Below are 21,653 nucleotides of genomic sequence, written 5' to 3'. Positions count from 1 at the left end.
TTGGTTCCGAACTGCGTCTGCTCGGCAATGCGGTTCAAACTCTCCAGCGCGGAGCGGATTTGCGTCTGGTCCGCCTGCACGGCGGTCAGGTCGTTCACGCCGGTGTTGCTGGCGTGCACAGCCAGTTGTCGCATGGTGCGCAACAGGTTATGGATTTCATCCAGCGCACCCTCCGCCGTCTTGACGAGGTTTGCCGCATCCTGGGCGTTAGCGGTCGCCTGTGCCAGACCCACCATCTGCGCACGCAGGTTCTCGGAGATAATCAGCCCTGCGGGGTCATCGGCGCCGCGGTTAATGCGTAAACCAGAGGACAGCCGCTCTATGGAACGCGCGAAGTTATCGGAAACGTTGGTCAGGTTCCGCAGCGCGTTCATCGCGGCGGTGTTGGTGTTAATGCGTAGACTCATCGGCTATCGCTCCTCCTTGAACGGTACTGTAGGCTTCCTGCCTTTCCTCTGAAATCTTTCAGCCCCTAAGATTACTGGCTTGTCACCACTGATTATCGGTAATGTTACGGGGTTCTTTAGGGTTCGAGGCAGGAACATCGATAGCTAAAATCTAACGGGCAGACGGAGAACGATATCACAGGAGCAAGACACGGGGTGCACGGAGGGTCTCTTCTCTCCGTGTTCTCTGTGGTGAATCATACACAGGAGGAAAAACATGAACGCAACACCGGCAAGAACGGTCTACTATACCTTCGGCAACCATAAACACTGGGTGGATATGGTATGGAACTGGGGCGAGTTCGTGCTGCCCGCCAGCGTGCGCGACATGCTCCACCTGATGGACGAGACCGGCGCAAAGGGCAACGTGAACTTCGACGTGGTGGGCTACGAGCAGCTCGCCATCACCCACCCGGAAGCGTTTGACGCGCTGAAACAGGCGATACATCAGAGTCGGGCGGAAATCGCCGGGGCTTCCTACGGACAGCCTTATGGGCTGTTCTGCGGAGGGGAAGCGAACGTGCGCCAGCTGGTGATGGGCGTGCTGGTATGCGAGAAGCTGTTCGGGGTGCGCCCGGTCACGTGGTGGGAGGAGGAGTTCGACTTCTTCCCGCAGTTGCCGCAGATTCTGCGCCAGTGTGGTTTCCAATACGGCTGCCTCTTCTTCCAGTGGACGTGGCACACGCCGCACATCCCCATCGAGAGGGTCTCAAGGGCACGGTGGCGCGGGCTGGACGGCTCAGAGATACTCGTGGCGCCCAAGACCGACCTCTGCCTGCACCAGTGGCCCGAGGACTTCGAGAAAGGCTTGCGCCACGAAGCGGTGGAACAGATGACCGACCCGCTCATCATCCAGTGGCTGGAGCTGCTGCCGACGCCCGACTGGATGTGCCGCGCGGAGTTGATTGCCCCGCGCATGAAGGAGATCGCCGCACAACCGGAGTTCGACATCCGCTATGTGACGCTCAGCGAGTTCCTCTCGCAGGCAACGGGTGATGAACCGGTGCTGGAATATACACTGGACGACGTGTTCCACGGCATGTCCATCGGCAAGAACGGCGATGTGGTGCGCACCCTCAGCAAGCAGGCGGAAAGCGAGCTGCTGAGCGCGGAGACCGTCGCGCTGGTGTCGGGAATGCTGGGCAGACCCTACGCGCAGTGGGACGTGTATCCCGAATGGGAACTGCGGCAGGCATGGCGCGACCTGCTGCTGGCGCAGCACCATGACGTGGATGAGTGCGAAGGGCTTTGCGGGGACGTGGGCAAAGTGTATTACCGCGATAGCCTCGATCTGTCGCGCCTGGTGCTGGAACGCAACCTGAAGCATATCGCCGCGCGGGTGAGCGGCCAGCCGGACATCGTGGTGTTCAATCCACTGGGCTGGACGGTGAACGGCTGTGCGACCGCAACCGTACCCGCCGACCGCGTGAAATCGGCCCTTCAGGACGATGCAGGACGCCCATTGCCCGTACAGACGCTGTCTTCCGATGCAGAAAACGCCCTCATCTGCTTCCCCGTGCAGGATATCCCCTCAGTCGGTTACCGTACCTGCCGGTTCGTCGACGTTAACTTAGATAGCACCCCGCAGGTCACCGCCAACCAGGATGCCGACGCCGTCGAGATATGCAACCCGCAACTGCTGGTGCGCATCGACCGGCTCACGGGGGTGATTACCCGCTTACAGTCGCTTGTCAGCGGGGTGGAGTTCGTGCGCGATGAGGTGCCTCTGAACGCGCTGCACATCCCCTTCGGCGACAGGGTATATCGCTCGCAGGAGGGCGTGCAGTCAGTGCAGATAGAGCAGGCGGGACCTGTGCTTGCCAGCGTGGTGGTGGAAGGGGCACTGGGTGAGGTCGCCCGGTTCCGCTCGCAGGTGCGCCTGCACGCGCTCAGCCCGCACGTGGAGGTGGAAACATACCTGCGCTTCCTGCAACGACCAGAGCCGTCCATGATGCGCTCTTTGCAAACGGACATCGCCGCGCGGCTGGAACGCACCGAAATCTGGCATGACCACCCCTTTGCCGTGACACCCATCCGCGCCGAGGGCGTGTACCGCAAAAAATACCCCACCGGCGACTGGATGACCTCGCCGCAGTTTTTTGAGGAGGTGGTCAACCCCTTCACCGGCTTGAATTTCATCCTGCTTACCGACGGCACACGCGGACTGCAGTATCTGCACGCGGGCAATCAGGGCTTTTTGCGCGACGGCGACATCGTGCGTAATATCCTGTTCATGTACGATGCGTGGGATGAGGAGAACTGGGTGCGCGAGGTAACCCTGCGCTACGCCTATCGCCCGTGGGATAACGTACCTGCCCGTCACGTGCTGTTGCGCGAAGCCATCGCCTTCAACCGCCCTCCAATGGCAGTCTACCGGGACAAGGCGCTGGATGCCGTGCTGCCCCCGTCGATGAGCTTTGTGCAGGTGGAGGGCGATGTGGTGCTTTCGGCGTTCTACCGCGAGGGCGAATGGTGCGTGCTGCGGGCATACGAGGTCAACGGGGCGCATACCAGGGCGCGGTTCACCTTTTACGGTGCGGTGGAGCAGGCGGAAAGGGTGAACATGTTACTGCGCGAGCCGTCGCCCCTGCCGATAGAAGGTAGCACCGTGTCGGTGGCGTTCCGCCCGCACGAGATTGTCACCGTGCGCCTCCTGCTGGAAAAGGCACGCAAGCAATACCGCCCGCTGGACGACTACCGCAACGTGTGGGTCGAGACCACCACCATGGCGCATCGGGGATGACTACCTAACCCCCCAACCCCCTTCCCTACGAGGGAAGGGGGTGCCGAACACCCCTCTCCCACAGCGTGGGAGAGGGGACGGGGGTGAGGGCAACCAACACCTACCCCTCCAGCAGCAGACGCTCGGGGTCTTCAATCAGCTGTTTCACCCGCACCAGAAACAGCACCGCCTCACGACCGTCAACCACCCGGTGGTCGTAGCTCAACGCGACGTACATCATCGGACGTATCGCGATTTGCCCATCGATCACCACGGGACGATCCTGAATGCGGTGCATGCCCAGAATACCCACCTGGGGCGGGTTCAGGATGGGTGTAGAGAGCAGGGAGCCGAATACGCCTCCGTTGGTGATGGTGAACGTACCACCCTGCAGCTCTTCCAGCGTCAGCGTGTGATTGCGTGCCTTCTCCACAAACTGCGCGATCGCTTTTTCAATCTGAACGAAACTCATCTTATCGGCATCGCGCAGCACGGGCACCACCAGCCCCTCGGGGTCGCCGATGGCGATACCGATGTCGTAATAGTGCTTCAGCACCAGCTCCTCGCCCTGCAGCTCGGCGTTCAGCTGGGGAAACTCCCTGAGCGCACCGATGACCGCCTTCACAAAGAAGGGCATGAAGCCCAGACTGACCCCATACTGCTGCTGGAACCGCTCTTTCCACTTCGCCCGCAGCGCAATCACCGCGCTCATGTCGACTTCGTTGAAGGTGGTGAGCATCGCGGCAGTGTGTTGTGCTTCCACCAGACGGCGGGCGATGGTGAGCCGCCGCCGAGAGAGGCGCTGGCGGGTTTCGGCTCGCGCACCAGGTGGAGAGAGGACAGGGGTAGCCAGAGGAGGTGTGGCGACCGGCGGTGGTGTTGGTTCTTCCGCTGGCGGTGGTGTGGGGCTTTCTTGAACTTGCTCGCGTTCACGGAGGTATGCCTGCACGTCCTCGCGCGTAATCCTGCCGCCTGCGCCGGTGCCGCGAACCTCGCGCAGGTCGATACCCAGCTCTTCCGCCATCTTGCGGGCAACGGGGGTGGCTCGTCCATCGGTTTCCTCAGGGGCTTGCGCTGTCGGGGCGGAAGTCTCTGAGGCTTCGGTTTCCTCCAGCATCGCCAGCACATCGCCCGGGCGTACCACCTCGCCCTCCGCGCGGAGGATTCGCTGCAACACGCCTGCGTGGTCGGCCGGCACCTCCGCGTTCACCTTGTCGGTTTCCAGTTCCACCAGAGGCTCCCCAACCGACACTCGTTCCCCTTCTCGCTTGAGCCATTTGCCGACGGTGGCTTCCATGACCGTCTCTGCCAGCATCGGCACGCGGATTTCGATGGGCATCCTTGTCCTCCTTCACGCTCTAATTGGCACTTGCATATCTTGCGATTCCCCTACCAGGTCGAAAGCGGCGGCGACGATTTGCGCCTGGTACTGCTGGTGCCACTCGTGCATTCCCTCGGCAGGGCTCGCCATGCGCGCCCGCCCGATGTAGTGCAGGGGCAGTTGAATACCCAGAATATCACGCAGGCGCGGCGCCACGAACAACCAGCCTCCCATGTTACGGGGTTCTTCCTGCAACCACACCACTTCCTGCAGATTCGGATAGTGCTGCAGCAGTTCCGCAATCTCCTGCGCGGGGAATGGGTAGAACTGTTCCAGCCGCGCCACCGCAATGCGCGGCTCATACTGCGATGAATCCGGGCTGAGCTTGCCCGTCGCCAGAAGGTCATAGTACACCTTTCCACTGCACAGGATGAGCCGATGCACCTGCCGGGCTTCGCTGGAGGGTCGTCGTTCATGAAGCAGATGACGGAACCGCCCCAGTGCCAGCTCCTGCGGAGTAGACACCGCCATCGGATGGCGCAGCAGACTCTTGGGAGTCAGCAAGACCAGTGGGCGCGGATCGAGTGTGAGCAATTTCGCCTGTCGGCGCAGGATGTGAAAGTACTGGGCAGGCGTCGAGCAGTTTGCCACGATGATGTTGTTCTCCGCCGCGAGCTGCAGGAACCGCTCCAGACGAGCACTAGAGTGCTCGGGACCCCTCCCCTCGTAGCCGTGCGGCAACAGCAACACAAGCCCGCTGCGCTGTCCCCACTTGGAGCGACCCGATACGATGAACTGGTCGATAATCACCTGTGCCGAGTTGGCAAAATCGCCGTACTGTGCCTCCCACAGCACCAGCGTCTTCTCTGCCTGTACACTGTATCCGTATTCGAACCCCAGCACCGCCGCCTCCGACAGCGGACTGTCCCACACCTCAAAGGACGCCCGCGCGGAGGGCAGGTGCTGCAGCAGGTTATACTGTTCGCCCGTTTCCACATCGTGCAGAACCAGATGCCGCTGGTTGAACGTCCCGCGACTAACATCTTGCCCTGTCAGCCGAATGGGCGTACCCTCCGCCAGAATGGACGCCAGGGCGAGAATCTCGGCGTGTGCCCAGTCTACCTTTCCCTCTGCCGTCAATGCCTGGCGCCGCACAGCGAACGGTTTCTGCAGCTTCGGGTGCAGGTGGAAACCTTCCGGAACCTGCGTCACCTCCGTGTTCAGCCGCTGCAACAGCGCAGGGTCTACACCCGTATCGATGCGCTCTTCCACTTCCAGACTGCCCAGTCCGCCGAATTCACCGCCCGCTTCCAGTCCCGCCAGCGGTTTGCGGATATGGATTTCGACATTCTCCGCCACCTTGCGCCTTAAAGCATGCAGGCGCTCGATAGCCTCCTGCAACATTCGGTCTGCCTCTTGCTGGGTGATGACCCCTTTTGCCACCAGCCGACGCACCCACAGCTCGCGCACAGTTGGGTGCTGGCCGATGCGCGCATACATCTGCGGCTGGGTGAAGGTGGGTTCGTCGTTCTCGTTATGCCCCCAGCGGCGATAGCCCACCAGGTCGATAATCACATCTTTCAGGAATCGCTCGCGGTAGGCGTGCGCCAGGCGCACAGCCGTCAGGCAGGCTTCGGGGTCGTCCGCGTTCACGTGGATAACCGGCAGGTCGAACCCTTTGGCAAGGTCGCTGGCATACTGGGTAGACCGTCCATGCTGGGGCAAAGTGGTAAAGCCAATCTGGTTGTTGGCAATGAGGTGAATGGTTCCACCTGTTCGATAGCCGGGAAGCCGATAGAGGTTGAGCGTTTCGGCAACAATGCCCTGCGCAGGGAAGGCGGCATCGCCGTGTATCAGCACCGCCAGCGAGATGCGCTCATCCTGTTCCGGTGCGCCTGCCCGGTCGCGTCGTTCCCCACAGGCGCGCGCCATGCCTTCCACCACCGGGTTCACCCACTCGAGATGACTGGGGTTGGGCGCAAGGTAGATGTCCATGCGCACCTGCTCGCCCTGCTGGAAGGCGCGATAGCCGCCCAGATGGTAGACCACGTCTCCGGTCCATCCCTCGTCGCTACTGCCCGCGTAGGCAACGCCCGGCGGATTCTGCACCCCCAGAAACTCGGCGATAATCTGCTCGTAGGGCTTGCCCAGAATGTGTGCCAGCACGTTGAGCCGTCCCCGGTGCGCCATGCCCAGCAGGATGTAGCGGGTACCGGCGCGCGCGGCATCGGTGATGAGCTCGTCGAGCATCGGTATCATCATGCCCAGCCCTTCCAGCGAGAAGCGGATGTGGCCGGGAAAGGCGCGGTGCAAGAATCGCTCCAGTGCTCCTACTTCGGTGAGGCGATACAGCAGTCCCTTCTCGTCTATCGGGTCGTTGGGTGGCGCGAAGCGACGCGATTCCACCGCCTCTTCCCACCATGCCCGCTCTTCCGCCCGCTCCAGATGCTCGAACTCGTAGCCGATGGTGCCCTGATACACCGCACGCAATCGCTGGATGACCGTCCATGCGTCCGGGGCATCATGACTGAGTACACCGCCGATAATATGCCCGGGCAGCGTGCGCAGCTGCTGTTCGGTGATACCATGTGTCTCTGGCTGTAGAGTGGCGTCACCGGGGGGAGGCGTGCCCAGCGGGTCAATCTGCGCCGCGCGGTGTCCGTGCGCCCGGATGGCTCGCGCCAGCGTCACGGCAGCAGCAATCACACGGCAGTCCACGCCTGTCGGCACACTGGGGGGCACGTCCACCACCGGAGGCGCGCCAAATCGCTGGAAAAGCTCGCGAAACTCCAGAGGTACGGATTGCGGTTCCCGCTGATATGCCTCATAAAGTCCAGCAAGGTAAGCAAGGTTTAACGGAGACAAACCCTGCCAGGGTTGCTTGTCGGCTTTGTGTGTCATGGTCGTTCTATCCTCCCCCTAACGCCCGCAAACATCATCATAGCACCTGAGCGCATGGTGGTCAATCACTGGCGGCGACACCTCTGCCACAGGAGCCCGGTTTCTATACGATATATAATTATAACCGCTAGGAGATTATACCTGTTCCTCCGCATCAACGGTGTGCCGCCGCGTTGCGCGCAACTCTGGCGTCGGTCAAACGGCTGACGCAAGGGCAATTAAACCTCCGACAACATCTGCTGCCGGTATGCGCACAGGTCCGCCAGCACACACTGCTCGCAGCGGGGGCGTTGCGCCTTGCACACCTGCCTGCCGTGCCGGATAAGATGCACATGAAAGGCGTAGATGTCCTCTTCAGGTACCATCTGCTGTAGCAGGTCGTGCGCCTTCGCCTCGCCCACCCGACGGTCGAAGAACCCCAGCCTCCACGAGACGCGAAAGACATGGGTGTCCACCGGAATCACCGGCCTGCCCAGCGAGAAGCAAAGCACAATCGCGGCGGTTTTGGGACCGACGCCCGGCAGGCTCAACAGGTAGCGGCGGGCGGATTCGGTGTCCATCTGCTGCAGGAAGTCCAGGCTCGGCGTGCCGCCGTTGCGTTCGGCGATGGCGCGCAATACCGCCTGAATGCGCGGCGCTTTACTGCTGGCGAGCCCACCCGGGCGAATGGTTTCCTCCACCAGCTGCGTGGGGGCGTCCATGACCGCCTCCCAGCTGGGAAATCGCTCGCGCAGCTGCTGATACGCCCTGCCCGAGTTCACGTCGGAGGTGTGCTGCGACAGGATGCACGCCACCAGTTCCTCCAGTGGGGGCATCCGCTGTTTCAAGACAGGACGCCCGTGCTGTGCGTCCAGCCGCCGTACCACCTCCCGCGCCAGTTCGGACGGGGATAACCTCTGCTCCATCCGCCTCCTCCCAACCGTTTTCGGCGTACATGGTACTGGGTGCGGCACGGCAAAATCAAGGGGCAGGGGACACGCCCCGGCGGTATGCGCCTATCGCCTGCGCTGGCGCAGGGGCTGCAGGCAGACCACCGGCTCGCGTGCCAGCGCCTCGCGCAGGGGAGTCAGGTCGGGCAGCCCCAGTACCGCACGGAGAGCCTCGTCGATGGCGCAACGGGTGTCGTCCTGCGGCATCTGTGGCAGGGACAGCAAAGGCTGCTCCGCCAGCGCGTCAAAGGTCTGCGCCAGCCGACGCAATGCGCCCTTCTTCAGCCCGCGCACGTCCAGCACCGGCATCGCGCTCAAGGTGGGCTTTTTGAACTTCGTCCATGCCCCCCGTGTCTCCACGCGGTTGGCAATCAGCAGCAACACCCCCAGCGTGCTGTTGAGCCACAGTACCAGCGACTTCCCCGCCGCATCGTCCAGCCCCGCCTTCAGGCGCACGGGCCACCACGATGCCGCCAGCACCGCCTCGGGCAGCCACGCGGCAATCAGACGCTGGGTGTTCAACCACATGCGCTCCACGATGATGATGTTTCCCACCTGTGCCAGAAGAGTTTTGTAGTATTCGAGAGATTGCTGCTCTTTCGGTGTCGCCTTCCGGACGAGGTAGCTGTTGGGTTGCTGTAGCGGCGTCACAGCCTTTTCGGAATCGTGTCCCCAGACAGCGGGTGTACCGGGTGGTTGGTCAACCACATCGAAAGTTGCCCATAGGCGGCGGATGTCCGGTCCCAGCTCTCCGAGTTCGCGCAGCGGGCAGAGGGGCACGCTCGCGCCCTGCCATTCGCCGCGTTCCTGCAGGCTCCACAGCGCGTGCACCAGTTCGCCCTGTGCGAAGGCGCAGGGGGTCATCCAGTGCGGTTGCTCACGCAGTTTCGCCCACGGCACCTGCACCGCTTCGCCCACCTTCTCGTCGCCCAGCCACAGGGGATGCGCGGCGTCCGACGCGGGCGACAGTGATGCCTGGCGGATGGCCTCGGCGGTCATCAGCGCGTCCACGGGGTTATCGGGGTTGCGCCACAGGTTCACGTACAGCGTGCGGTCGTCGGGGGAGGGGCGTCCCCTGCGCGCCACGAACAGCACCTCGCTCAGGTCGGTGTTTTCCGAGAAGTTCCATCGCGCGGGGTCGTGGCTGACGATGACTGTCTCCAGATGATAGCCTTTGCCCAGCAGCTGGCGCGAGGGCTGCCACTCCACCCCCGACAGCAACGCCTTGGGCAACACGAAGGCGAGGCGTCCTCTGGGCAACAGGTAGCGGTCTGCCAGCGCGATGAACACGGCACCCAGTCCCGCGGTCACCGAAGCCTGCAGCTGGTTGCGTCGGATGCGTTCCTGCAGGGCGTGTTGCAGCTGCGTGCGCTCTTCCTGGCTCGCCGAGCCGAACAGCAGGTTATCGCCGCAGGTGCGGGTGAAGGGCGGGTTCATGCAGATGAGGTGCAGTTTGGGCACGCGCACGCCCTGCGCCCCGGCGGAGTCGTCGGTGACGCGCTGCGCTTCGGTGGGAAAGAGGGAGAGCGCGACCTGCGCGGGGGCGTCCTGCACGAGGTCGATACTGCCCAGCCGCGCCTCGCCGTCCTGCACGCCAAGCGGCATGGTGTACAGGTGCATCCCCTTCACCATCACTTCGGGGATGGGCAGGGCGAGGGTGGTGGCGGTGAGGTGTACCGCCGACTGCAGCACGTCGAAGCCCCACAGCCCGTTCTCCAGCATCTGCGCCAGCAGCTGGCGGCGGTGTGTTTGCAGGTCGGCGGCGCTTTGCAGGGTGGCGGCGCGCAGGAAGTTATCGGTAACCGCTTGCAGTGCCGCCATCAGCAGGGTACCCGTGCCGCAGGCGAGGTCGGCGATGCGCAGGCTGCCCGCGCTGTGGGGGTCTTCCCAGCGAATCTGCTCCCAACGTTCGGGCTGCAGGGCAACGCGCAGGAGGATGGTCGCCGCCGCGACGGAGGTGTAGTAGGTTCCCAGCGGCTTGGCGATACTGCCCAGCAGCAGGTGATACACCCTTCCGGCGAGGTCGTGGCGCAGCAGAACCCGTCGTCGAGCGATTTCGCGCACCGTCTGGGCGCACCGGCGCAGGGCGTCGTCCAGCGTGCGGTCGGGCGGGAGGGTCTGCAGTAGCTTCCGCGCGAGGTCGAACACCGCATGGTAGTTGATGTGGTACAGGACGAACTGCCACACCTGCAGCAGGGCGTCGTGCGGGCTGGGCTGTTCCATGCACTGGTGCAGGGTCTGGATGCGCGGGTCGGTGCGCACCAGCTCCTCCTGAAAGAGCATGGCGTTGACCACCACGAGGGCGGCAATCTGGCGAACGGCGGTTTTCTGTTCCACCTTCGTGGGGTCTACGGCAGAAGGCGCGATGCCCAGCGGCAGGGCGAGCCGTTCGTCGCTGACGCCAAGCCCATACAGCGCGTTGGCGAGGGTGTGAATCGCCTCGGTGAGCAGTTCCACCGCCGCGCGCACCTCGTCCTCCGAGGCGAGCAGGGCGTACGCGCCCTCGAGGGTGGCGTGCAGGTGGTCTATCGTGCCCGTATGCCAGTCGGGGTTTTCTGGCGGCGGGGTGCGACACACGCTGAAACGCAAACTCACGCTCTCCAGCGCACGCAACGCCTCTTCGGGGGAGGCACGGCGCAGGGTGTGCGGGTACACCACTGCCAGCGCGAGGTGCGCCAGCCCTCTATCCACCCGTTCCACTGCCTTGTTCCATGCCCGCAGGTCTGCGCCCGGCTGGTCGTCCACCTCGCCCTCGATAATCAGGCGCAAACCGCGAAAGGAGACCAGCACATCGGGCAGCGCATGTGGCAGTCGCTGTTCGGGCAGTGCGATAAGCCCCCGCCGCGATAACAGCGTCGCCAGGTAGACGTTCAGTACCTCCTGCCGAAAGCCGCCGGTAGACATCAGGAACCGCTCACTCCACGATAGCGATGGCTTCGATCTCCACCTGCACGCCGCGCGGCAGGGCAGCCACCTGCACTGTGGAACGGGCAGGCGGGTTCTCGGGGAAGAACTCGGCGTACACCGCGTTCACCGCCGCGAACTGCGACAGGTCGGTGAGGAAGATGGTGGTTTTTACTACGTTTTGCAGCGACGCCCCCGCCGCCTGCAGCACTGCCTGCAGGTTGTGCAACACCTGCCGCGCCTGTTCCGCGGCGGTCTCTCCCACGATGTCACCCGTCTGCGGGTGCAGCGGGATTTGCCCCGACGTGAACACCAGATTGCCCACCCGAATCGCCTGCGAGTAGGGACCAATCGCCGCAGGTGCCTCTGGGGTGCTAATGACCTGTTTCGTCATGCCTTGCCTCCGCAATGCGTTTTCCTGCTATTCGTAAACACCTAACCCCCCATCCCCCTTCCCTGCGAGGGAAGGGGGCGCCGAATACCCCTCTCCCGCAGCGTCGGGAGAGAGGCAGGGGGTGAGGGCAGATTCGCCACTCCGAACCGCCTTTCCTGTGACAGACTGGGGAGCCCAAACACCCCTCTCCTTGCAGGAGAGGGGCCGGGGGTGAGGTTGAACTGACCTGACCCCCCATCCCCCTTCCCTGCGAGGGAAGGGGGCGCCGAATACCCCTCTCCCGCAGCGTCGGGAGAGGGGACAGGGGTGAGGGCATCCTGTAGCCCCTCTCCTGAAGATGAAACAACCGCCTCCTGCTGTCGGCATCGCGCAAAGGCGGGTATAATGCAGGTATGCACGCGATTTTGGACGATGCAGACGCGGTACTGTTCGACCTCGACGGCACGCTGGTCGAGACGGGTATCGACTTTTCTAGACTGCGTGCGGCAAGCCTGCAGCTGATTGCCGAATACGGCATAGACACCGCCCCGTTACAGGAGCTGGACGCGCTGGGCGCCGTGGAGCAGGCAGTGAACGCATTGCGCGAGGCAGGTAAAGAGCAGGAGAGCATTGAACTGCGACAGCGCGCCTTTGCCCGCCTGCAGGCGATGGAGATGGCATACTGCGCCTCGCCCCGACCGGTGCGGGGCGTGTACGACCTGCTGGACGCACTACGTTCGCGGGGCGCGCGGATTGGCATTATCACCCGCAACGACCGTGAGGTCTCCCTGCGCACGCTGAATGCCCTGCAGATTCCGTATGACCTGCTGGTCAGCCGCGACGACGTGCGGCAGGTGAAGCCCCATCCCGAGCATGTGCAGGTGGTGCTGCAGCAGTGGAACCTCGCGCCCGCGCGGTGCGTGGTGGTGGGGGATTACTGGATGGACGTAGAGGCGGGCAAAGCGGCGGGCTGTCGCACGGTGGGTATCTGGCGGCTGGACGTGCCCATCAACCCCTTCCGCCACCATCCACCCGACCTGCTGGTGCGCGAGCTGAGGGAGCTGCTATGACCCTCTCCGTACTGATTGTCAACTGGAACACGCGCGACCTGTTGCGGGCGTGCCTGCAGTCGCTGCGCCGCCACCCTCCCGCCGAGCCGATGGAGGTGTGGGTGCTGGACAACGCCTCCCGCGACGGCAGTGCAGAGATGGTGCAGGAGGAGTTCCCCGAAGTACATCTCATCGCCTCGGATTGGAATCTGGGATACGCCGCGGGCAACAACCGGCTGATTCAGCAGGCGCAGGGTGAGTATCTTCTCCTGCTCAACCCCGATACGGAGGTTACCGAAACGGCACTGGATACCGCCGTGCGGTTTATGCAGCAACATCCCGAAGTGGGCGCGCTGGGCGCGAAGCTCATCCACCCCGACGGACGGGTGCAGCGTTCGGTGCGCTCCTTCCCGGAACCGCAGGCGGTGCTGTGGGAGTATTTGGGATTGGCGAAGCTGTTCCCCCGCTCGCGCCGCTTCGGTGCCTACCGCATGACGTGGTTCACCTATGACCGGATTGCGGAGGTCGACCAGCCGATGGGTACGTTCCTGATGCTTTCGCGGCGGGCGGTTGAGGATGTCGGGCTGATGGACGAGCAGTTTCCCATCTTCTTCAATGAGGTGGACTGGTGCTATCGGGCAAAGGCGCGTGGCTGGAAGATTGTCTTTCACCCCGAAGTGGTGATTATCCATCACGGCGGGGCGAGTACGCGGCAGGTGCGTCCGCAGATGATATGGGAATCGCACCGCTCCCTGCAGAAGTTCTATCAGAAGCACTACCGACATCGACTGGCGAAGCCGATATATGGGTGGATCATGGCAAGTATCTCCCTGAACGCCTGGCTGCGCACGCTGGGCAGGGGGCGCGAGGGCTGGCAGCGTGAACGAAAAGCCTGATGTGAGCGTGATTGTGGTCAACTGGAACACGCGCGACGACTTGCGCGAGTGCCTGCGCTCGTTGCAACCGTCGCACCATCCGGGCGTGCAGATGGAGATTATCGTGGTGGACAATGCTTCGTGGGACGACAGCGTGGCGATGGTCAAGCGCGAGTTCCCCGAAGTAAAACTCATTGAAAACCGCCTGAATGAGGGCTTCGGTAAGGCGCACCACCGCGCGGCGCAACTCGCGCAGGGACGCTACCTGATGTTGCTCAACCCCGACGCCACCGCCCATCCTGGCTCCATCCAGGCACTGGTAGACTACGCCGATGCTCATCCCGACATCGGCATCATTGCCCCAAAGGTGCTGAACCCCGATGGGTCGCTCCAGTACTCCTGTCGCCGCTTCCCTGTATACGAGGCGGGGCTGTTCCGCGACACCTTTCTGGGAAGGCTCTTCCCGCAGAACCGTTTCGTGCGCGACTACCTGATGACCGACTTCGACCACGCGCACACCATCGAAGTGGACTGGGTATCCGGCTGTGCGATGATGGTTCGACGCGAAACATGGGAGCAGCTGGGCGGCTTCGATGAACAGTTCTTCATGTACTGCGAGGATGTGGACCTGTGCTGGCGGGCGCACGAGATGGGCTGGAAGGTGGTATACCATCCCCAAGCGGTGGTCACTCACGCCATCGGGCACAGCAGCGACAAGGCGGTCAACGCCATGATTTGGCAGTTCCACCGAAGCCATCGGCTCTTTTTCCAGAAACACTATGCCCGCCGCTTGCCCGTGTGGAGCCGCTTGCTGATTCCGCTGGGGCTGTGGCTGCGGGCAAACCTGCTCATCGCGCGCAACTACTGGATAGCGATTCGCCTGAAGGTACTGGGGAGATAGCCCTGCCCTGCCTTTCAGGAGACAACAGGGCACCGGAAACCGGGCAGGAGCCTCGTCCCTGTCTGGTGAACCCAGAACACATGAAGAAAAAGCGTCTGAGCAAAAAGCCATCCGCATCGGTGCCACCCCAGCGTCAGGAGGTCGCTCTTTCCACGTGGCTTTTGAGTATCGCCCTGGTGCTTGCACCGCTGACTGCCGGTCGGCTGGAGGTCGGCGGCGAACCGGTGGAACCTTCCCTGCACGGGGTCGTCACAGCCCTCTTTACCACAGGAACCCTGCTGCCGGTTGCTATCTGGGTGATTGCCCTGCTCATGCTTGCTGCTGTGGTGTGGGAGTGGCGCAAATACCCGTCGGGCGATGACCGCATTCCGCCGTCAGCGCGTGTGCTGGCGGCTGGGTTGCTGTGGTGGATGCTGGCTTCGGTTCTGCCCTCGTCGTATCGCTGGGGCACGGTGGTGGCGTGGAGTTACTGGGCAGTGGCTATCGCAGCGGCGTGGCTTTTCGCGCGGAGGCAGGCGGAATCCGTGTGGACGATAGCGCTCGCTCTGGCAGTAGCGGGTACGCTATCCGCCGCTTTCGCCATGCGCGAGTACGCCGAGAACGTGCGCACCGTGCCCAACTGGCGCGTGTTCGGCACCTTCTTCAATCCGAACTTTCTGGCGGGGTACCTGTGCCTCACCATGCCCGTCACTCTCGCGCTGGCTCTGGCTACCTCTGGGGAGAGGAAAGAGCTGCGCTGGCTGCTGGGTTTCTGGGCGTGGATGCAGATGGTGGCGATATTGCTCACGGGTTCCCGTTTTGGCACGGCGAGTGCGGTGCTTGCTCTGGCGGTGCTGGTGGGCTGGATGGCGTGGAATCGGTCGTGGAACCGCCAGCGCGCCCTGCTGTTAGCAGGGGTATGCCTGGCGGTGCTGGGCACGGCGCTGTTCACCGCCCGCTCGCTGACGGCCCGGGTCACGCCACAGGCGGCTCAGGCAGGCGAACACTCTGGCGGATTCCGTGTATGGACCTGGCGGGGCACCATGCGCATGGTGCAGGCACACCCGCTGATCGGCACAGGGCTTGGGACATACGAAATCGCCTACCCCCGCTATGCCTACGTGGGCTTTACCCGTCTGGCGCACAACTCCTACCTGCAGATTGCGGCAGAGGCAGGCGTACCTGCGCTCATTGTGCTTCTGGGCACGCTGGGGATACTGGCGTGGGGTGTTCTGCGCACGGAAGCGCGTCCTGCAAACCCTGCAGACGCGGACAGTACGGATATGCCCGTTGACCCCCGCGTGCTCCGCGCGGGACTGGCAGGGGCGATTGCCGCCGGGCTGGCGCGAAACCTGATAGACTCCGACTGGTATATCTTCGCCTGCCTGTGGACCTTCTGGGCGGTCGTAGGGCTGATGCTCTCGCTGACCCCTCGCGGGAAGGGGCACGAGGTGAAGCTGAAACGCCTCTATGTTGCCCACACCGCCCTGCTGGCGGTTGCCTGTGTGGTTTTGACCCTGCGCATGGGCGGTGCCCTCCACGCAAACAGCGCGAACTGGAGCCTGTCGCAGGGCATTCCCGACGCGCAGGGCTACCAGAGGGCTCTGCAATGGGAACCCTTCAACGGCGACCACTACCTGAGTCTGGGGATGCTGTATCTGGGCATGGCGCGTGCAGGTGATGCTTCACACGCCGCAGAAGCCGAGCAGGCACTGCGTCGGTCGGCGGAGCTGATGCCGCTGTCCAAAACGTGGTACCATCTGGGCAACCTGTATCGGGACGTGCAGGGCGACCTGGAACGAGCCGCCGATGCCTACCGCCGCGCCCTGCAGCTGGACCCGCACGCTCTGCGCGTGATGGCAGAGCTGGGCAGAACGCTGGAGAGACAGGGTAAACTACAAGAGGCAGAGGCGGTGTACCGGCAGATGCTGAAGATAGAGGCAAGCGTGTACCATCAGGTGCGCGCGATACCCGAGCTGCCTGAGGTGGAGTACGCCTTCGCCTACGCGGGGCTGGCGCGGGCTGCGAAACTTCAGGGCAAACCAGAACGTGAGGTGCGCGATCTCTATGCCCGTGCCCTGCAGATACTGGACGCAGACCGCGACGCCCGCGAAAGGAACCCGATGGCGCAGGCGATGCGACGCACCGCCGAACGCGAGCGTGCTCTGGAGGAACTGCATCGGGAATGTGAACGCGCCTTGCGGTGAGCGGAGATGCCTGTAGAGTTCGCACGACCGTGGATGTTGCTCTTGCTGGCGGTATTGCCCGTTTTCTGGTGGGTGCACCGTCACAGTCTGGCAGCTCTGCCCCGCTGGCAGAGACAGGTTTCTCTCTGGCTGCGCCTTCTGCTGGTCGCCCTCATTGTTTTCGCGCTGGCGGGAATCCGCTGGGTGCGAACCACCACTGCTCAGGCGGTCTTTTTCGTGGTGGACGGCAGTGCGAGCGTGGAGCCGCAACAGCGCGAATCCGCCCTGCAGTTCATTCGCGACGCGGCGCGCCAGATGCGTGAGGACGACATGGCAGGCGTCATCGTCTTCGGCAGTGAGCCACAGGTGGTTGTGCCGCTGGGCGCGCGCCTGGACCTGAGCCGCCTCCCCGCCAGCAGCTCGCCCGAAATGACCGACATCGGACGCGCCATCAGCCTCGCCCTCGCCGCCTTTCCCGAAAACGTCGGCAAGCAGATCGTGCTCTTCTCCGATGGCAACGCCAACGCAGGCGACACGGTGGCGCAGGCGTTGCAGGCTGCCAGCCGCGGAGTGAGGGTGCATGTGGTGCCCTTCCCGCGCGAGGTGAATACAGAGGCACTGATCGAGCGTGTGCAGGCTCCCACGCTGGTCAAAGAGGGCGAGCCGTTTGAACTGCGCCTGTGGATACAGTCCACCCACGAACAAACGGTAGAGTTGACCCTGTTACGCGATGGACAGCCGGTGAAGACGCAGGTTGTTGCTCTCAGGTCGGGCAAAAATCTGGTGCGCATGACGCATCGCGAGGACAGCGCGGGGCAGTATCGCTACCAGGTATCGATGATGGCTTCGGTAGATACCTATCCCCAGAACAACCGCGGCGCGGGCTATGTGCGCGTGCAGGGCACGCCTCGCGTGCTGTACGTGACTGGCAGCGGCAATCCAACCCCGTTGTCCATCGCTGCACAGTCGCAACGGATTCGCGTGGATGTGGTCAACCCGCAGGGGGTGAAGACCCAGCCCGCCCAGCTGCAGGCGTACGACGCGGTGGTACTGCACAACGTAGCCGCATACGAACTGGGTATCCCTGCGATGCGCGCTCTGCAGACCGCGACGCGCGAACTGGGGATTGGGCTGGGTATGGTGGGCGGCGAGGATAGCTTCGGTGCAGGAGGCTACTTCGAAACTCCGATCGAGGAAGCGTTGCCCGTCTCGATGGATGTCCGCAAGTTTCACTCGTTCCCCAGCGTGGGTATCGTGCTGGTGGTGGACGATTCGGGCAGTATGGCGATGCCAGAGGGCGGAACCACCAAGATGGAGCTGGCAAACCGCGCCGCAGCGACGGTGGTGCGTCTGCTGACCGACCAGGACGAGGTAGGCGTTATCGCTGCCGGTTCCGACTGTCGGGCGGTGGTGCCGATGTGGCGTGTGGGCGAGAAGAAAGAGCAAATCCTGCGTGCGATTGCGGCTTTTCAGCCGGGCGGAGGCGGTATCTACGTGCGTCCGGGCATGGAGGCGGGCGCGAAGCTGCTGCAAATGAGCCGGGCAAGACTGAAGCACATGATTGTGCTCGCGGATGGCGACGACTGCGACAATCAGGAAGGTGCGATTCCGCTGGCTGCCAAACTGCGACAGGCGGGTATCACCGTCACTGTCGTGTGCTTCGGACGCGGCAAGGACGAAGCCTTCCTGCAGCAACTGGCGAAAGCGGGAGGTGGACGCTACTACTTCACCGACCGCATGGCGAACCTGCCCCAAATCTTCACCAAAGAGGCGATGATAGCCAGCAAGGCGCAGTACATCGAGGAGCCGTTCTACGTGCGCTACACCGGCGATGAGATTGTGTCGGGCTTCAACTGGGAGGATTCGCCGCCCCTGCTGGGCTACAACACCACCACCGCCAAGCCGGGCGCGCAGCTGGGCTTGCTCTCACACAAAGACGACCCCGTGTTTGCGGTGTGGCAATATGGCGTGGGGCGCAGTATGGCGTTCACCTCCGATGGGCGGGCGAAGTGGTGCGCGCAATGGGTGAAGTGGGCGGAGTTTCCTGCTTTCGCCGCGCGTGTTATGCGTACCATCCTGCGCAGTCTGCCCGCTGAGGATGTGCGCACACAGGTGAGCATCTCGGGAGGCAAGGGGTATGTGAGCATCGACATCCTGCGACAACCTGCCGGTGAGGATGAAGGCTCGCGTTCGCTGACCGCCAAACTGGTCTCGCCGACCGGTCAGGTCACGCCGCTGGTGCTCTCGCAGACGGGAGCCTCCCGCTACGAAGCCGCCTTTGATGCGCGGGGCTACGGAACCTACGTGGTCGCCGCGCAGTATCGCCGCCCCAACGGCACGGTTGGCGTGAGCGTCGGCACAGACACTATTGCCTACTCGCCCGAGTACCGCGACCTGAAGAGCAACACAGCGCTGCTGGAACAGATAGCCCGTCTCACCGGAGGCAGGCAACAGCCATCCCCGCAGGATATCTTCGGTACCCGGCGCGCTCCGGTGCGCGTGCCTTCGGAGGCGAGCATTCCGCTGTTGTTTGTGGTGCTGTTCCTGTTGCCGGTAGACATTGCCCTGCGGCGCATTGTGTGGCAGGCGGATGTGCTGCCGGAATGGCAGCAGACGTGGTCGCGCGTGCTGTTGCGTTTGCGACTGGTACGCAGTGCCCCTGCCTCTGCTTCCGCGACTTCGCAACTGTTGCAGCGCAAAAGGCGTCTTCGGGAGAAGTATGCGCCTCCGGCAGGGGCTGCGCCTCCTTCAGCTCCCGATGAGCCGACGCCTGTTGGCGAGGCAACCGCCCCTCGCCCATCTGCGCCGCAACCCTCCACCACCAGCGAGCAAATCGGCAGGCTGCTGGATGCCAAGAAACGGGCGCGGAAGGAAAAGTAGCGGGCGTTGTGCATTTGAACACCTGCGCAGGAACTCATTGCGTAAAGCGACACAATATGTCATTCTGAGCGAAGCGAAGAATCTCAGAGACCCTTCGCTAACGCTCAGGGTGACAGACAGCGAGATGCCTCGTTAACGCTCAACATGACATTGTTAAAGAAGACCAAACCGGGACGTCTGTTCCTCCAGCCCTCGCCAGAGACGCTCATCCGCCGTCATACCCGCCTGCTCCAATGCCATGCAGACGGCGGCAACCACCATCGGGAAGCGCGGTTTCACCACCTCTGCCATCGTGCTTCGATGCACCCTTGCTCGGAAGGCTTCGTGCAGGGGGGCGGTTGCCCGCGTTACTCCTCCCACGAGACCCACCTTGACCCGGTGGTACTGCATTCCGAGCTTGCGCAACACGACCACTGCCATCAGTCCCAGCTCTTTACCTGCGTTGCTGAGGATACGCATCGCTGTGCGCTCGCCCAGTTTGGCGGCATCCGAAACCGCCTGCGCGGCGGAAGCCAGCTGTCCCCGTGATAGCTGTTCGGAATAAATCAGGCGATGCAGGGCTGACAGGCTCTCCACACCGAAATGCTCCAGTATCACTCGCTTCAGCCACGTCGGTGGGATGCGCCCGTCTTCTGCCCGGGTACATGCGTTTATCGCCAGCAGGGCTATCCAGTACGCGCTCCCCTCATCGCCCATCAGGTATCCCCAACCGCCCACGGAGGCAATCTCGCCGTCCTCGTTCATCCCGAACGCCACGGAGCCGGTACCGGCTATCACCACTGCTCCGGGGCGCCCTTGCGTCACGCAATACAGCGCGGTGCGGGTGTCGTGCGTCACCACAACCTTGTCGGCAGGCAGCTCCTGACGGCAAATCTCTTCCACCAGCGGTCCGCCGCCGGTCATACCGCAGAGTGCCACCGCAAAGCGTGTATCAGCGGGCAGGGAAGCACTCTGCAACGCGCCGTTCAGTGCCGTTCGTAAAGATTGACGAAGACGTTCGGGACCGCCCGGCTCGTGGATGTGGTTGGAGGCTCCTCCCACCCCCAAACCCAGAAGGTTACCTTCCATGTCGGCAATCAACGCTCGTGTGGTGCTTTGTCCACCGTCGATACCCATTACCAGCGTCTGCGGCAACTCGTTCTCCTCCCTGTTGAGCTATCATAGTGTCTGTTAGATTCGGATTTCCGCCACTAATATCTCTTCATCCACTGCACTGCTTGCCTGTGCCAGATAACCGGAACCATCCCGCGTGCGTGAAACGTGCGCCACGATGCTGGAACGCCCCTCGATGACCACATCCTCGAACAGCCTACCTGTCATCATTGGATTGACGCCAATGACTTCGGGATACTGCTGGCATGCCTGCCACAGACCGGTTTTCCAGCTTTCCGCCTGCTCTTGTGTCCACGGCAGCGGGTTGAAAGACGGCTGCGCGATCAGGCGCGCCTTTTGTTTGACCAGTGCCTCGATCACGTCGGCGTGGAAGCCATCCAGGCAGATGGCTACGCCCAGCCTGCCCACTGGAGTATCTCCTACCCGCAGCTCCTCGACCTTGCCCGCACAGAGGTCCATGCCCATTTGCTGCTCCAGCGGGATAAGATGCACCTTGCGTTGTGTCAGAATCAGCCGACCGTCCGGCGCGAAGACATAGGTGGTGTTATACACCTCGTCGGGGTGTTTGGAGTGAGGGAGGGGTGCACTGCCTGCAACCAGGGTCACGCCGTGCTGGCGCGCCGCCTGCGAGAAAAGACGGCGATAACGGCTTTCCAGCCTTTTGCCCAGCGCCAGCAAAAGTGCCCGCGTGGGGGAGACACGGTACGTATCTATTATGTGTCGGATGGACGAGGCGTGGCGTTGTGAGAGTACCGCTGCCGCTTCGTAGATGCTCTTGCATCCCTTGACTGCTTCATAATCATCGAGGAATAGCATTCCCAAACCGATGTCCTCAGGGAAGACAGCCAGCACTGGAAGCCCCGCGCGTACCCGTTTCTTCGCCGAGGCAAGCAGGTCGTTCACGCGGCTCGTCAACCGTTTTTCGCTCTGGTAGTGCTCCAGAGTGGTGCGCATCTGTATCGCCACAAGGGCAACCTCACCGCCCGGCTTCATAGTCAGAACCCCCATGCCACTTTGTTTCTTATTCGACAGGATTTGTCATTTTCCTGCATTGGGTATCCGTCGTATTGACTG

14 protein-coding genes are annotated in these 21,653 nt (G+C 62.9%); 6 read left to right on the top strand and 8 right to left on the bottom strand.

The window, feature by feature from the left end; translation table 11 throughout:
- Window positions 1-407: flagellin (locus K6U75_08855; GenBank protein MCL6475145.1), on the bottom strand; the 407-nt coding region annotated here is incomplete at its 3' end.
- Between the two features lie 256 nt (window positions 408-663).
- Between K6U75_08855 and K6U75_08850 the strand changes: the two genes are divergently transcribed.
- Window positions 664-3,189 carry a hypothetical protein gene (locus tag K6U75_08850; GenBank protein MCL6475144.1) on the top strand — a complete coding sequence of 842 codons (2,526 nt, stop codon included), beginning with the start codon at window positions 664-666 and terminating at the stop codon, window positions 3,187-3,189.
- Window positions 3,190-3,289: 100 nt separating this feature from the next.
- On the opposite strand, the gene odhB is transcribed toward K6U75_08850, so the two are convergent.
- The 5 genes from odhB to K6U75_08825 all read right to left on the bottom strand — a co-directional run bounded on the left by odhB (window position 3,290) and on the right by K6U75_08825 (window position 11,617).
- Window positions 3,290-4,507 (bottom strand): 2-oxoglutarate dehydrogenase complex dihydrolipoyllysine-residue succinyltransferase, encoded by a 1,218-nt coding sequence (gene odhB / locus K6U75_08845; protein ID MCL6475143.1) that lies wholly within the window; start codon window positions 4,505-4,507, stop codon window positions 3,290-3,292.
- Between the two features lie 12 nt (window positions 4,508-4,519).
- Window positions 4,520-7,390, bottom strand: coding sequence for a 2-oxoglutarate dehydrogenase E1 component (locus K6U75_08840; GenBank protein ID MCL6475142.1), 2,871 nt, complete (start codon window positions 7,388-7,390; stop codon window positions 4,520-4,522).
- Between the two features lie 218 nt (window positions 7,391-7,608).
- Window positions 7,609-8,295 (bottom strand): endonuclease III, encoded by a 687-nt coding sequence (locus K6U75_08835; GenBank protein MCL6475141.1) that lies wholly within the window; start codon window positions 8,293-8,295, stop codon window positions 7,609-7,611.
- Window positions 8,296-8,385: 90 nt separating this feature from the next.
- Window positions 8,386-11,223, bottom strand: a complete 2,838-nt coding sequence (locus K6U75_08830; protein ID MCL6475140.1) for a hypothetical protein — start codon at window positions 11,221-11,223, stop codon at window positions 8,386-8,388.
- Between the two features lie 10 nt (window positions 11,224-11,233).
- On the bottom strand, window positions 11,234-11,617 hold the full coding sequence (locus K6U75_08825; protein ID MCL6475139.1) for a RidA family protein: 384 nt from the start codon (window positions 11,615-11,617) through the stop codon (window positions 11,234-11,236).
- A 392-nt stretch (window positions 11,618-12,009) separates the two neighbouring features.
- On the opposite strand from K6U75_08825, the gene K6U75_08820 reads away from it, so the two are divergent.
- From K6U75_08820 to K6U75_08800, 5 genes are all read left to right on the top strand, one after another.
- Window positions 12,010-12,666 (top strand): HAD family hydrolase, encoded by a 657-nt coding sequence (locus tag K6U75_08820; GenBank protein ID MCL6475138.1) that lies wholly within the window; start codon window positions 12,010-12,012, stop codon window positions 12,664-12,666.
- Complete coding sequence (locus K6U75_08815) at window positions 12,663-13,541, top strand: glycosyltransferase family 2 protein (GenBank protein ID MCL6475137.1); 879 nt, start codon at window positions 12,663-12,665, stop codon at window positions 13,539-13,541. Before K6U75_08820 ends, K6U75_08815 begins: the two co-directional genes overlap by 4 nt.
- Window positions 13,525-14,421 carry a glycosyltransferase family 2 protein gene (locus K6U75_08810; GenBank protein ID MCL6475136.1) on the top strand — a complete coding sequence of 299 codons (897 nt, stop codon included), beginning with the start codon at window positions 13,525-13,527 and terminating at the stop codon, window positions 14,419-14,421. Before K6U75_08815 ends, K6U75_08810 begins: the two co-directional genes overlap by 17 nt.
- A gap of 80 nt (window positions 14,422-14,501) precedes the next feature.
- Window positions 14,502-16,607: an O-antigen ligase family protein gene (locus K6U75_08805; GenBank protein ID MCL6475135.1), complete on the top strand. Its 2,106-nt coding sequence runs from the start codon at window positions 14,502-14,504 to the stop codon at window positions 16,605-16,607.
- Between the two features lie 6 nt (window positions 16,608-16,613).
- Window positions 16,614-19,466 (top strand): VWA domain-containing protein, encoded by a 2,853-nt coding sequence (locus tag K6U75_08800; GenBank protein MCL6475134.1) that lies wholly within the window; start codon window positions 16,614-16,616, stop codon window positions 19,464-19,466.
- Between the two features lie 153 nt (window positions 19,467-19,619).
- On the opposite strand, the gene K6U75_08795 is transcribed toward K6U75_08800, so the two are convergent.
- Together K6U75_08795 and K6U75_08790 are read right to left on the bottom strand one after the other, a co-directional pair.
- Window positions 19,620-20,600: a hypothetical protein gene (locus K6U75_08795; protein ID MCL6475133.1), complete on the bottom strand. Its 981-nt coding sequence runs from the start codon at window positions 20,598-20,600 to the stop codon at window positions 19,620-19,622.
- Window positions 20,601-20,636: 36 nt separating this feature from the next.
- On the bottom strand, window positions 20,637-21,587 hold the full coding sequence (locus tag K6U75_08790) for a hypothetical protein (protein MCL6475132.1): 951 nt from the start codon (window positions 21,585-21,587) through the stop codon (window positions 20,637-20,639).
- Window positions 21,588-21,653 lie beyond the last annotated feature (66 nt).

The organism is Bacillota bacterium (assembly GCA_023511455.1).
Lineage (GTDB): Bacteria > Armatimonadota > HRBIN16 > HRBIN16 > HRBIN16 > HRBIN16.
This window is presented reverse-complemented; position numbering and strand designations above follow the sequence as displayed.